The 12,295-nt window shown below is 64.1% G+C and carries 15 protein-coding genes; 10 read left to right on the forward strand and 5 right to left on the reverse strand.

Annotated features, from left to right (window positions below):
- Window positions 1–31 precede the first annotated feature (31 nt).
- Window positions 32–742 (forward strand): hypothetical protein, encoded by a 711-nt coding sequence (locus FBY22_RS03820; protein WP_142142480.1) that lies wholly within the window; start codon window positions 32–34, stop codon window positions 740–742.
- Between the two features lie 18 nt (window positions 743–760).
- Here the strand turns inward: FBY22_RS03820 and FBY22_RS03825 are convergent, their stop codons facing one another.
- Both FBY22_RS03825 and FBY22_RS03830 read right to left on the reverse strand, forming a co-directional pair.
- Window positions 761–2,086 (reverse strand): hypothetical protein, encoded by a 1,326-nt coding sequence (locus FBY22_RS03825; protein WP_142142481.1) that lies wholly within the window; start codon window positions 2,084–2,086, stop codon window positions 761–763.
- A gap of 171 nt (window positions 2,087–2,257) precedes the next feature.
- Window positions 2,258–2,878 (reverse strand): hypothetical protein, encoded by a 621-nt coding sequence (locus FBY22_RS03830; RefSeq protein ID WP_142142482.1) that lies wholly within the window; start codon window positions 2,876–2,878, stop codon window positions 2,258–2,260.
- A gap of 338 nt (window positions 2,879–3,216) precedes the next feature.
- Between FBY22_RS03830 and FBY22_RS03835 the strand changes: the two genes are divergently transcribed.
- Window positions 3,217–3,627 (forward strand): hypothetical protein, encoded by a 411-nt coding sequence (locus tag FBY22_RS03835; RefSeq protein WP_142142483.1) that lies wholly within the window; start codon window positions 3,217–3,219, stop codon window positions 3,625–3,627.
- Window positions 3,628–3,662: 35 nt separating this feature from the next.
- On the opposite strand, the gene FBY22_RS03840 is transcribed toward FBY22_RS03835, so the two are convergent.
- Window positions 3,663–4,289 carry a hypothetical protein gene (locus tag FBY22_RS03840; protein ID WP_142142484.1) on the reverse strand — a complete coding sequence of 209 codons (627 nt, stop codon included), beginning with the start codon at window positions 4,287–4,289 and terminating at the stop codon, window positions 3,663–3,665.
- A 386-nt stretch (window positions 4,290–4,675) separates the two neighbouring features.
- Here FBY22_RS03840 and FBY22_RS03845 point away from each other — a divergent pair, with 386 nt between their 5' ends.
- Genes FBY22_RS03845 through FBY22_RS03855 form a run of 3 tightly spaced genes read left to right on the forward strand, consistent with a single transcriptional unit; the run spans window position 4,676 to window position 5,699 of the window.
- On the forward strand, window positions 4,676–5,089 hold the full coding sequence (locus tag FBY22_RS03845) for a DUF6941 family protein (RefSeq protein ID WP_142142485.1): 414 nt from the start codon (window positions 4,676–4,678) through the stop codon (window positions 5,087–5,089).
- The gene (locus FBY22_RS45870) at window positions 5,089–5,322 is read left to right on the forward strand and encodes a DUF4258 domain-containing protein (RefSeq protein ID WP_142142486.1); all 234 of its coding nucleotides are present in this window, start codon (window positions 5,089–5,091) and stop codon (window positions 5,320–5,322) included. The genes FBY22_RS03845 and FBY22_RS45870 overlap by 1 nt, the downstream gene beginning before the upstream one ends.
- On the forward strand, window positions 5,319–5,699 hold the full coding sequence (locus FBY22_RS03855) for a DUF2283 domain-containing protein (RefSeq protein WP_142142487.1): 381 nt from the start codon (window positions 5,319–5,321) through the stop codon (window positions 5,697–5,699). The genes FBY22_RS45870 and FBY22_RS03855 overlap by 4 nt, the downstream gene beginning before the upstream one ends.
- Window positions 5,700–6,725: 1,026 nt before the next feature.
- On the opposite strand, the gene FBY22_RS03860 is transcribed toward FBY22_RS03855, so the two are convergent.
- A complete protein-coding gene (locus FBY22_RS03860) occupies window positions 6,726–7,673 on the reverse strand; it encodes an IS481 family transposase (RefSeq protein WP_142142488.1) in 948 nt (315 codons plus the stop codon).
- 142 nt (window positions 7,674–7,815) lie between these two features.
- Between FBY22_RS03860 and FBY22_RS03865 the strand changes: the two genes are divergently transcribed.
- Window positions 7,816–8,610, forward strand: a complete 795-nt coding sequence (locus tag FBY22_RS03865) for an NUDIX domain-containing protein (RefSeq protein WP_142147338.1) — start codon at window positions 7,816–7,818, stop codon at window positions 8,608–8,610.
- Here FBY22_RS03865 and FBY22_RS03870 read toward each other — a convergent pair.
- Window positions 8,594–9,727 (reverse strand): helix-turn-helix transcriptional regulator, encoded by a 1,134-nt coding sequence (locus FBY22_RS03870; protein WP_142142489.1) that lies wholly within the window; start codon window positions 9,725–9,727, stop codon window positions 8,594–8,596. The genes FBY22_RS03865 and FBY22_RS03870 overlap by 17 nt on opposite strands.
- 341 nt (window positions 9,728–10,068) lie before the next feature.
- Between FBY22_RS03870 and FBY22_RS03875 the strand changes: the two genes are divergently transcribed.
- The 4 genes from FBY22_RS03875 to FBY22_RS03890 all read left to right on the forward strand — a co-directional run bounded on the left by FBY22_RS03875 (window position 10,069) and on the right by FBY22_RS03890 (window position 12,258).
- A complete protein-coding gene (locus tag FBY22_RS03875) occupies window positions 10,069–10,425 on the forward strand; it encodes a hypothetical protein (protein WP_142142490.1) in 357 nt (118 codons plus the stop codon).
- Between the two features lie 2 nt (window positions 10,426–10,427).
- Complete coding sequence (locus tag FBY22_RS03880; protein WP_142142491.1) at window positions 10,428–11,774, forward strand: FtsK/SpoIIIE domain-containing protein; 1,347 nt, start codon at window positions 10,428–10,430, stop codon at window positions 11,772–11,774.
- Window positions 11,775–11,860: 86 nt separating this feature from the next.
- Window positions 11,861–12,061 (forward strand): hypothetical protein, encoded by a 201-nt coding sequence (locus tag FBY22_RS03885; protein WP_142142492.1) that lies wholly within the window; start codon window positions 11,861–11,863, stop codon window positions 12,059–12,061.
- Window positions 12,058–12,258, forward strand: coding sequence for a hypothetical protein (locus tag FBY22_RS03890; protein ID WP_142142493.1), 201 nt, complete (start codon window positions 12,058–12,060; stop codon window positions 12,256–12,258). Before FBY22_RS03885 ends, FBY22_RS03890 begins: the two co-directional genes overlap by 4 nt.
- Window positions 12,259–12,295 lie beyond the last annotated feature (37 nt).

Below are 12,295 nucleotides of genomic sequence, written 5' to 3' on the forward strand. Positions count from 1 at the left end.
CTAACCAGTGGTGTGACCGCCGGTGTCACTCATGGAGGATGTCAAAATGTCACCCGCGCCACCGCTGAGCGTCCGTGGCTTCATCGCACCTGGCAATCCAGAGTGTTTGGCCTGCGGAGCTATACATCCGGTTTGGCCTAATGCTGAAATGTATCCGCCCCTTGGTGAAATGGGCTCGAACCCCTACACACCTGGGTTGGTGCTGCGCGTCCTCGCCGCAGCAGGCGATGGTTCACCCAAATGCAACACAACTTTGCTCCTTGCTCCCGTTCAGGCATACAGAGCAGTACTCGAGCGCGATGGCACGAGCGAACGAAAGCGGCGTAAAGACCAACGACAGCGTATACGGCGGCGTCAACCGCTGTTGCATGAGGAGCTTTTTTACGCCTTCAATAGTCTCACCCTGTGGTGGGCCATGCGGATCGGGAACCATACGGGCGAGTCGTATCTCGGAGACACCATTTTGAATCGTGTCGTCTACCCAGCGAATGCCCTCATTGCGGATGTACCCGAGGACCTCGCAATGCTGGCGGGTGCTGTTTTTCACGTCGCCCTCAAGTCCACTCCACCTCTTAGCGATGGCGCCATAGTGGAAAGCCTCTTGCGTGAGAGCGTGCAGTTGGAGGCTCTGGCGGAGCGGGGCCGTCCACTCGATGTGTACGCAGGTATGCATGGCATGTTGCTGACCGCTGCTTCCTACACGATTTACGCCTGTGCTCTTGCCGCTCAGCTAGACAGCTGACCCCATACCTCGGTCGCCTTACGACAGGACGTCATCTTCCTTGCCGGGCCAGGCCAAGGTGATCCCCACTCCGCGGCAAAGGTCAACCCACCTTGTTTCAGACGGCTCACGTTCCACCCATAGAACGGCTGTTACCGCTGGCGCCCGGCGGCTGAGTTGGTCGTGGTAGTCGAGAACCTGCCCGAGGCCTGTACGAAGTTGGCGGACCTCGTTGGCCCTCGTCAGTGACTTGACTTCGCAGACCGTTACACGACCTTGAGAGTCACGCCACGCAATGTCGAAGTCGGGATCGGCTGCGTCTGGAGACAATATTGTGAAGCCGCGCTTCTCCGCCTCCTCGGCAAGGGCGTTTTGCAGCCGCCGGTGCGCCGACAGGTTCCGTCCAGCCAAGTCAGGGTCGGGGGCGCTCGGTGTGGCAGGGGCCGGCGTCACGCTTTCATCTGGCGCCACGTAGCTGCGCCCGATCTGTACGTCGGGGTCGGTGATCGTGGCTTTCACGGGAACCAGGTGGAAGCGGATGACCTTACGATGAGGGCCTCCACCTGTGGCCGGCGCCACTCCTTCGGAATACGGCTGATCCGGGTGAAGGACCCACTCGCCGAGATAGCGAACCGTTCCGCGGGCGCCCTCGAACAGACGCAGCCGTTTGCCAGTTTCACGGTGTTCGTAGATGGCTTTGTTGCCGCGGATCATCCTCTGATCACCGGTTTGTCCCTCACCGGTGTAATGGAACGTGCCGTCTTCGTTCCAGGTGTCGTAGTAGCCGTGCTGGTGCCCCGAGCTTGGTGCGGTGAATATGAGGATGTTGTTCGTCGTTCGTGACGGACTGATTCCGTTCTGGGAGCTCCCGCCGTAGCGCTCGTGTAGCTCTACCCGTCGAATCTCCTCGCCCGGGGTCAACTGCCAGTTGGGATCCTCGGTCTGTGATGCGGTGATGGCTGCTCGGATGGCTTCCCACTGTGCGTCGGTCAGACGGTGAGGATTGGCCGCCCACGGCTGGGTGAAAATGCTCGCGCCGGCCATACGGGGATCATCAGCCAGCTGACCCTTGGGCGCCAATCGGTCCAGCCATTCAGTGACTTCGAGAGGGACGTAGTCCCGGACCCCGGGGTCCGTTGCCCAATATTCTCCGTCGGAGGTGGTACCGCGGGTGGCCCCTCCAATGAAGTGACCGTAGGCGATGACGCCTGCATTGGGGCCGGTGGTCCAGATGGCAAAGTCGTCTCCTGCCGCGACATCAGCCTTGTGACGCGCGATGGTCCAGGAGTCAAGTATTTGGCCATCGCTACGGAAGCGCCCGAGGTCGAAGACGTCAGGATTGCAGGTCAACAGCCACGCGGCCACGATTCCCCCAAAGTCAAGAGACAGGTGTGCGAACCCTACGGCACCGCTCTGACACTCGGGTTCCGCGCCGGCAACCTTGCTGGGTACTGGCCCTCAATGCGCATTCGACAGGGGGCGCCGGGGGAGCCGTAGAAGCTACGGAGCGTGGAGCCTCCCTGGCCTCGGCCCTGGTCAGGATGTCTCCAGTTTCCCAACGGCGTCCGCCCAGGCCGGGCTCTTGGCATACTCCTTTAGCCAATCGACCATCGCTTCACAGCTCGCGATGTAGTCCTGGGCGGCACCAGTGGTTGGGAGTCGCCTTCTGTCTCGGAGCTCCCGTGAGATTGCGTGGAGATCACGCAGGGATTGCGCGATGTCATGGGGGAAGTACCGTTCACTCCAGAAGAGACGCGTCAAGATGGTCTCGCCGATCCTGCCGTAGGTCGTGTGCTCCAACACCATGCGGCTGATAGTCGAGCGAACTTGACTCCACGCTTCAAGCATCGCGTTGGTCGGGTCAATGTACGGAGCTGTCGGTCGCGCATCACGTTCACGTCGCTCGGCAACTCTCGCGGTCGACGGCAGCAGCAGTTCGCTGGCCTGCGGCTCGGCCTGTGTCACGGCCTCCTCTACCTCAGCGCTGGCCTGCTCAACAGCTTCCGAGAACTCAGCGTCCACACCGACAGCGCTCAGCGCTTTGACTCGCCGGAGCAAGCCTCGAACCTCCTCTCTGAACCCGTATGCGACGGCAAGGATCACGGCCGGCCACACGAGCATCTTGACGAACTCCAGAACCAAACGGGCTATCTCCACCAGATCATCTTGGCTTCCGGGGGCAACGCTGTAAGGCGTTTGCGCAACTAAGTCAGAAGGTGCGACGACCCAGGGGTGGGTGGAAGGCGTCACATCTTGGCCAAACGTGCAGGTAGAGGGCCCGTTTGCTGCTGAATTCCTGTCAGTTCTCCGGGCTTAGGCATGGCTCAACCACTGTCGCAGATCCAATCGGGTGACCCGGGGCTGCGAGGTGAGATATCTATCGTTGGCGGTCGTCGTCCGTCGCCGCCGAGCCTCCTCTAACGGCCCACAGACGGCACGGAACTGCGCCGGACTTGACTGCGTCTACCAGCGTGGATCAAGGAAGAAGGGGTTCAATGAGCACTTGGCTGACGCCCGTGCTGGGTCTTGTGGGCGCATTCGTCGGTGCATCGTTGGCGCCGTGGATGACCGCTCACCTGGCATGGCGACGTACCCGCCGAGAGGCATTCAATGGGGCGATTTCTGTTCTTCGAACCGCCCAGGTAGCACGTCACTTTGCGAACGGAGTTCCCGCTCACTATGTCGGAGGCGACGCGGCCACGGTCGAGGCCTATAGCCAACGACTAAGGGAGCGGGGCATTGACCGCTTCGTCGACTCCATGCACGAAGCGAAGCTGGCACTGGCGGCTCTTGAGCCCTTCTACAAGGTCAGCGGCGACCTTGACAGTTGGGAGATCACAGAGCCAGACGCTGACCGGATGCTGGCGGAGTTGCTCCGGGAACGAAGGCACCTGGGGTCTGCGTAGGAGCTTGGGGCTGGGGTCTCAGTGACCGAGACCGCTCACTCAAGAGGCGGGGCCGTCACCCTCAGCTGTTCACTGTGCAGCCACGTGAAGGTGCGGTCCGGTTCGAGGTGGGCGTCTCCCCAGTGGATGGCGTGGATGCCGTTCTCTGGGTCGGCCGTGAAGAACAAGCCTACGAGCTTCGTGGAAGCGCCCAACGCCTCGAAGGTCTCGTGCAGCTCCTCGTACTCCTCCGTCGTAAGGTCGTCGCCAAGAGGGAAGAGCCCGTCCTGCGGCTCCGGCCCATGACTGAGAAGCATCCGACGTCGAGTGGGGGAAGCGTTGGCCGCCAACCGGGCCCGTTCGAGAGGCTTGGGCCGGTCGGCGTACTTGAAGGGGAAGAGCGCGTGGTCGTTGATAACGGCGTACTCGTACCCGCGCACGTCCCGCACAGATTCGCCCAGCTCACGAGCCGTATCCGCTAGGTTCTCGCGCACCGCCTCGGCCAGGGTGAAGCCGTAAGGGCTGCGCTTCTTGAGTCTCGCTGTGAGGTGAACGGCATGAGCCCGGGCGTGGGCCCTGGCCAGTTGTTCCGGGATCGCTTCGACGAGCTTGCCGGCATGCCGCCCGAACCGTTCCACGGCCCAATCCGACGGCTCACCTCTGTTGCCACCCAACACAGACATGCAGAGTCTCCCTCCCCCAGACACTCCATCCACAACTGTGTGACACGTACATGAAGTATCAACAAGAGGGCGTAACCGGCCATGCGGCGTGAAGTGGCCTGCTGGACGTGCACTGACAGGCTTGGGTAAAGCGCTCAGAAGGCGCTTGACGATCAGACGCCGCGTACTGCCTGAGCTGCTATGAAGGCGGCTTGGATGCCTGTCAATCTAGGACATCGACGCGCATTCGACTGCGGCGGGGCGCGTCAGATTGAGGAACTAGAGACCAGCGCCTTCGTTTCTCCATAGGGTAGGCGTTGCGGCAGGGACGGATGGTCAACCCTGTCGGGGTAACGTAGCGGGCCTCCCCATGGCCCTGGTGGCCCTTGGTGCTCTGGAGGGTGGTCTTGGCTCGACTGCAGTACGCGTTGCTGGCGGAGTACGCGCGGGTAGACGCTGCCGGCTTACTCACCGTCGTTGGCGCTGGCTTTGACCACGTTGGAGTTCAGTCGCTTCCCGCCTACCAATCGATGGGGTTGGCCCTTCGGCTGCTGCTGCCAGAAGGGCAGGAACAAGCCAATGTAGGCATCGGATTGAGACCTCCTGAGGGCGTGCAGCTGCGCTTTGAGTCAACCTTGACTCGTCCTGTGGGTGCGAGGCCCCATCAGGGTTTTATCGGGGTTCCGCTGGCTATCAATCTCACAGTCCCTCTTACTGCGACCGGTGTCTATCACTGGAAGATCGAAGTAGATGGCGAGGAACAGCAAGGTCTGTCCTTCGAGGTGGAGGTGTCAGGAGCTACCCCGCAGGGCGCCGGCTGATGAGGCTCACCTACACTCGCCACGCGCAACGACGAATGGTCCAGCGCAACGTCACCAGGGCTGATATCGAGAACGCCCTGCAGCACTACATAGAACGCTTGGCTACACCCGAACCGAGCATCCGGTACAGAGGTCCTGGCCTCAACGGTGACATACTCAAAGTGTGGGTTGTCCCCGACGGTAGTCCTGGAGCAGACAAGACGATCAAGAGCGTAGCCTGGGAGGGTCGATGAAGCAGGAGCCGACGATCATCGTCGAGATAGACCCCGATGCAGACGCCGCATACGTCACGCTAAGTGACGGCGCTGTTGCTCGGACCGTTGAGTTCTCTCCAGAGATCATGGTGGACCTGGACGAACTCGATGTTGCGGTGGGTGTGGAATTGCTGACTTTGACGTCAGTGTTCGGTGTTGCTGAGGTTGCAGAGCTGGCGCGACGCTTCCACGTTCCCACATCCGTAGCTGCTGCCCTCCCGGCTGCCTTCGAAGCGCTTGCCCGTTGGACGCCAGCGAACATCTCGACCGCCGCCACTGGGACTGGGACCCTTCAGCGGTCGGGATTCGCGACGCTGCGTTCATCGGTTGGAACTCTCGAAGAGTGTGCGGGCTAGGCGCCGTAGCCTGCCGTGGCATTGGAGCTCTCTCCACTGACGGTTACTTTGCCTGCTCCGCTGCCATTCACAGACTGTGACTGAAACGGTGGCTGTCCTCTCGCCCGGCTACTACGCTGCGTCGCTACGCTGATCTTTGATCACGCAGCGTAGTAGCCGGGCGTCCCCTTCCGCGGTGAGTTCTGCCGAAGGTAGTCAACAGTCAGGCCACATGGCCCTGCGGTTGTACGTAGGTCGGCGTAGCGACTTTGGCCGGGAGCTGCTTTGGCGCGAGTGATCATGGCCCCGTAAGCTTCCGGCGCGTCGGGCAGTCTGTTGACCTGCCCGTTGAAGCACGACGTTGGGGCCATGATCTTCGAGGCTCGCGCCAAAGTGGCTGGCTAAAGTCGCGGAGCCGACCGCCCCAGCCCCCGCGGGTTTCTGCCCCCATCATGGCCGCGTCCGCCGTCCGGCCGGTGGCCCGGTGCGGGATCAGCGGGCCGTTCGAATGCCCGCGCATCACGCAGCGTCGACCCGCGTGCCGCCGCCACGACGGTCCAGCCTCTTTCGGTGACACAAAGCGTCTTCTACCTGCACCGTTAAGGCCATGGTTCACCCCCGTGCCCGTGTTGGATTTTGGCCGCTGAGTGCGGCGACGGTCGGGCGCCGACGTGCGCCGGTGGCGGAGACATGGAGGCGGCGCGGCGGCGACCGACCGGCGCCGCCGCGCTTGGAGCGGCCCTCGGACCTTGTTCGACCCCGTGTGGGCAACCGGGTGGAAAGGGGTGAGTGTGTGGCCTTTGAGACGTGGGCGTTGGGGTCTAGCTGCCGAGGATCCTTTTCACCCCTCAGGCCGGATCGTGGTGGCGGTGGCATGCGGGTCGACGGGTCCGTTAATGGGTCTGGGCGGAGTATGCGGCGGTCGGGTTGGCGATGATTGGCAAGCGCCGTCGGCCGCCGAACGAGCGAGCGCAGCGAGCCTTGATGAGGTAGGGAAAGTCCCACCGCGCTCTTTGATCGTCCCTGTGTGCAACCGACGATGATCGTTTACGCCTGGGGCGCGGTCTTCTGCTTGAGGCGTTCGTAAGGCGTCTGGCCGCCGAGGCCGCCGTGCGGGCGATGGTAGTTGTAGTAGTCCTCCCACTCGCGCAGCTTGTCGTTGAAGACCTCGGCGTCGTCGATGATGACGCCCTCCAGGAGCCGGTAGAACTCCTCTCCGTCGATCCGGTGGGAGCGTTCGACCTTCCCGTTGAGCCGCGGTGTGCGGGGCTTTATGTAGGCGTGGCCGATGCCTTTGTCGAGCACGTGGAAGTGGAAGGCTGACTGGAACTCGGCTCCGTTGTCGGTCTGGATCACCTCCACCTGGAACGGCAGCCTCTGCAGGACGTAGTCGACGAACTGGATGGCAGTGGCCTGGTTAAGGGTCGGATAGATCTTCAGGACCCGCAGCCGGGTGCAGTCGTCGATCGCCGTGAACTGGTAGTACTTGTTGCGGCCGCCGCGCCGGCCCTGGGGCATGGAGGCCAGCGGCTCGATGAACTTCACGTCGATCTGCACCCGGTGGCCGGGCAGTTGCTTCTCGTAGCGCTTCCACCGGCGGTCGTGCCGCTTGTAGCGCTGGGAGGCCGGCAGGCGGCCCATGTCCAGGCGCTTGAGGATCCGCCACACGCCCGATTTGCTGATCGTGACGTCGTGGTACCGCTTGAGGTACATCGCGATCTTCTCGGGCCCGAAGTGGTAATTCTGCCGGAGATAGATGATCTTCCCGACGACCTCGACGTGCGTGGCGTTCGGGCTGTGCTTGGGCGCCTTCGAGCGAGTGCGCAGCCCCTCGATGCCCTCCGCCTGGTAGCGGCGATACCAGATGTAGTACGCCTGCCGACTGACGCCGAAGTACCGGCAACTCATGGCGACGTTGCCGGTGACCTCTTCGACATGGCGTATGACGGCCAGGCGCCGCTTGGCCTCGCGATCGAGCGGGGGTGTCTTCGACATGTGGATCTCCTAGTGATCGGAGACCCAGGTGTCAACGATGATCGGCAGTTTTAGACTTTGATCGTCCCTGTCTGGTGTCGGCCATGACGGCTACGCTTAGGTGGGTCGGCCGACACAACATGGCGGGAGCGTGGCTGAGGGGATGGGACCGAAGTCGGAGCGGGTATACCGCACGATTCGTGAGTGGATCGCAGCAGGCAAGTACTCGCCGGGTTCCAAGCTCCCATCTGAGCGGACGCTGTCTGAAGAGCTGAGCATCGGCCGCACGGCGCTCCGCCAGGTGCTGGCCAAGCTCGTCAACGAGCGTGTCATCGAGGTGCACGGCCGAAGCTCCTACCGTGTTCCAGACCGATCCGTGACCACTCAGGCCCCCGGCGACCTGGAGCCATGGCAGATCCATGGTGAGCGGACGCTGTACGACAACCGGTGGGTGAAGTTGAGTCTCGTCGACGTTGAGCCGCCGGGCGTCGAACGGTTCGAGCATCACGTAGTGCGCCTGCACCATGTTGCGATCGCCGCGGTGATCGATGACCAAGACCGCGTACTCATGCTCTGGCGCTACCGCTTCGTTCCTGCGTCGTTCGGCTGGGAGCTGCCCGGCGGCATCGTGGATGAGGGCGAGGACCCCGCCGCGACCGCACTACGGGAGGTTGAGGAAGAGACTGGTTGGCGACCAGATGCTCTTGAGCACGTCGTCACCTATCAGCCCATGGTGGGCATGGTCGACTCACCGCACGAGATCTTCGTTGGCCGTGGCGCTAAGCACGTCGGCGACCCCACCGACCTCGAAGAGTCCGGTCATGTGGCCTGGGTGCCACTAGCCGACATCCCTGGACTCATGGAACGCGGCGAGCTGATGGGGTCGGGAACGCTCGTTGCTCTCTTGCACGTGCTCGCGTCGCGTGCTGCTGGACCGTCGCCTACAACCGCTGCGTGAGCTGTTCGATGCGCCGCCGGTGACGTACTGAGCCGGTTCGGCTGGCGAGTAGCCGTGCCTGACGCAGATGCTCGTGAGCCTGGTCGTATTCGCCGCGTGCGAGGTGCGCTTGCGCGAGATCGCACCGCAGTCCGGCTGTGGCCCGGACAAAGGTCGGGTCCGCAGAGTCCAGCGCAACGTACAAGCTGTCGACGGCATCGTCGTCTCCGAGCAGAGCGAGCGCGTTTCCACGCCACCGAGTTAGGTGGCCCTGGTTGAGGAAAATGCTCAGCATGTCGGGGTCGCGCGCCTCATCGCCGGGCGGGAGCGAGCTCACGGCCTTATCGAGGGCGTGCCGGCACTCCTCAGGCATCCCGGCCTTGGCGCATAGCTCCGCTTCGGCGGCGTATAGCCATGCTTGAAGCCGCGGCGACATCATCTTGCCGCCGACTCGCTGAGCGTCGCGAACAAGCTCGACTGCGATGGCTGGGCGGCCAGCGTCGCAGAGCACGTAAGCCTGCTCGGCCATGGCGTGCGCGAGGTACATCGGCTCGTCGGCTTCCTTGGCCGCCCGCTTGCCCAACTCGTAGTGGCGCCAGGCTCGTTCCACTGCGCCGACATCGAGGGCCTGCCAGGCTGCCAGGGTCGCCGCTCCCGCCAGTGCGCGAGCGACAGGGCGCCTTGTGTCGGGGAGCACCGCAAAGGTCAACGCGTCTTCCAGCGTCGACAGGTGGCCCGTCATCTGATCGATGAGGCTCGCGGCTCCCATCTGGCGGTCGACAGTGCGCAGTAGCTCGGTCTGCTGCATGAAGGTGTCGACCATGGTCAGGCTGACGCTTCGCGCTGCGTCGATCCGAGTGACTAACTCGTCGTACCCGTCGGCCTCGATCGCTTCCGCGGACGCCATGGACTTGCCGTGTAACTCATCGTCCGTTGCGCCTAGTAGAGCCCGGAGGATCTTCGCATAGTGATCGCTGATCGGCCTCCTGCCGTTCTCCCACTCCGAGACGTACACCTTGAGGCTCGCCTTAGACGCGACCGTGAGGACGTGCCGGCGTGCGTACTGCTCGATCTCGTGAACCAGTCGTTCTTGCGACCACTCGCGCGCGGTCCGCACTGCTCGGAGTCCGCTACTCACCTGCACCGCCCTGCATGTGATTCCTGATCCCTAACACCAGCATGCATCACATCAACGCAGGTCGGGAGGGGTTAACAGGGGACTTAACTGTGCGGTCGTGAACCCCTGTTGGCTACCGAGGCGTTGAGCTGCGCGGTTCCCTAGAAGTGTCGCAGGAAGGCGCGTTGAGAAAGCCAGAGCGCGACACCGCTTGACATCTGGTGCGCACCAGATGCAACCTACTGGTGCGCACCAGATGGGAACGCAAAACCGGCGTTTTCGCCGGCCAATGTCAGCACAGGAGCGGCGACCCACCGCCAAGCAAGTACGCCGCTCCCGCCCCTCTGAAGGGAACTTCAATCATGCGTCAGATCCCCGTCGACACGTCCACTGCCACCGTGATGGTGGCGCAGAACCCGGAGCCGAAGGTCAAGGACCGCCGTACCGGTGAGGTCGCTACCGACGCCGACACCGGCGCCACGCTGATGACCGTGAACGTGATGTTCGCGGCCAACGGTGAGGTCGAGATCCTGAACGTCACCGTCCCGGAGACCGGTATCTCCGGTGACCTGCAGATGGGTACGCCGGTCGCGCTCACTGGTCTGATCGCGCGGCCGTGGGAGAACGAGTTCAACGGCCAGAAGCGTCACGGCATCGCCTTCCGCGCGGTTGCGGTCACCTCGCTTGCAGCGGCTGCGTCGAAGCCGAAGGCGGCCTGATCATGCGGTGGTTACTCCTCGCCACCGTCGCGGCCCTGGTGGGGTCGGCGCTGCTGCTTCGGTGGCGCCGCCCGGCCTGGTACTGGATGACCTTCGGTGCCCTGTGCGCCATGGCCAAGGTTCGGCTCCGGTACGCATCAGTGATGGACGCCTGCGATCTCACCGTCGCGGCCTCACGGTTCCGACTGACGCTGGCGCGCTGGTTCGGCTGGGAGACCCCGATGCAGCGCGTCCCGCGGCTGCTGTGGATCAAGCCCACACGAACCGGTCTGCGACTGCGTATCCGAATGCGGCCCGGTCAGGACGCCTTCGACTACTCGGCCGCGGTCGACCGGCTGCGCCACGCCTTCGGCGTCCACCAGGTGACCTCCCGCGAGATCAAGCCCGGCACCATCGAGATCGCCATGACCGGCTATGACGTGCTCAAGCGGGTGCAGATGCCCGCCCGCGTGGATCGCGGCATGTTGCGTGTCCCGGTCGCGCTGTGTGAGGACGGCTCGGTGCACTACCGCGACTACCGCGAGGTGCCCCACTCGATCACCCTGGGTGCGGTCGGCTCGGGTAAGTCGGTGACGCAGCGCCGGGTGATCAGGGAACTCGCCGCACAACGAGTGGCGCTGGTCGGGATCGACTGCAAGAACGGTGTCGAACTCGCCCCGCTCGCCCGCCGCTTCTCCGCCCTGGCCGACAACGCCGACGATGCCGCCGACCTCCTCGAAGCCCTCGTGGCCCGGATGGAGACGATCTATCAGGTGATCCGGCGCGAGCAACGCATTAGTGCGGACACCCCGGATGCGGAGATCACCGCGGATATCTGGGGCCTTCCCGAGCACCTGCGCCCCGTCCCGGTCGTGCTCACCATCGACGAGATCGCCGAACTCGCCCTGTTCACCACCGCCAGGGAGAAGAAGCGCCGCGAACGCGCCGTGGTCGCCCTGGTCCGCCTCGCCCAGCTCGGCCGCGCCGCCGGCATCTTCCTCGACATCTACGGCCAGCGGTTCGGCTCCGAACTCGGCGACGGCATCACCATGCTGCGCGCACAGTTGACCGGCCGCACCTCGCACCGGGTCAACGACGAATCGTCGGCCAAGATGGCGTTCGGGGACATCTCCCCGCACGCGGTGTTCGCCGCCACGCAGATCCGCAACGACCGCCCCGGCATGGCCGTGGTCGGCTACTCCAACGGGGAGTGGAGGCGTATCCGCTCCGCCTACACCTCCATGCGGGAAGCCGTCTCCGCCTGCAACAAGCACGCGGACCTGACCCCGGACCTTCCCGAGCTGGCCCGCTTCCGCCCGCTGGTGGACGTTACGCCCGTCGAGGCGCCCGCCATGGCCGAAGCCGCCTGATCTCCTTCCCCTCCTGCTCGACGGTCGGCGTGACCGCTTCACGCCAGGTCCCTACCCGAGCCATGCCCGAAAGGAGATCACCCGCCATGTGCCCGAACTGCGAGGACTTCGCCCGCACCGTGGTGATGCTCGGCCAGCTCTCGCTCTACGCGGAGACCGTCGGCGCCGACCTGGACTTCGTCGACACCGTCGGCCCGTGTCTGGCGGCGTCGCTGCCCGAGCCTCCGCCCGGCCTCATCCCGCCGGCCGACGGCCCCGACTACCCCGGCGAGGGGTGGACCCCGTGACCGCCGCCAAGCGGCCCGCGACCCGCCGCAAGACCGCCCCGGCCAAGCCGCAGCCCGCGAAGTGCCCGGACTGCGACGGCCGCGGCGAGATCACCGAAGCCGTCAAGGTCGGCGCTCGCAAAGGCCGTATCACCGGCCACCAGCAATCCGGTCTGTGCCTGACCTGCCTCGGCACCGGCCACGCCCTCACCGACTGAAGCCCGCCCGGGCGGGGCGGGGCGGACACCACTCCCC

This window comes from Streptomyces sp. SLBN-31 (genome assembly GCF_006715395.1).
Taxonomy (GTDB): Bacteria; Actinomycetota; Actinomycetes; order Streptomycetales; family Streptomycetaceae; genus Streptomyces.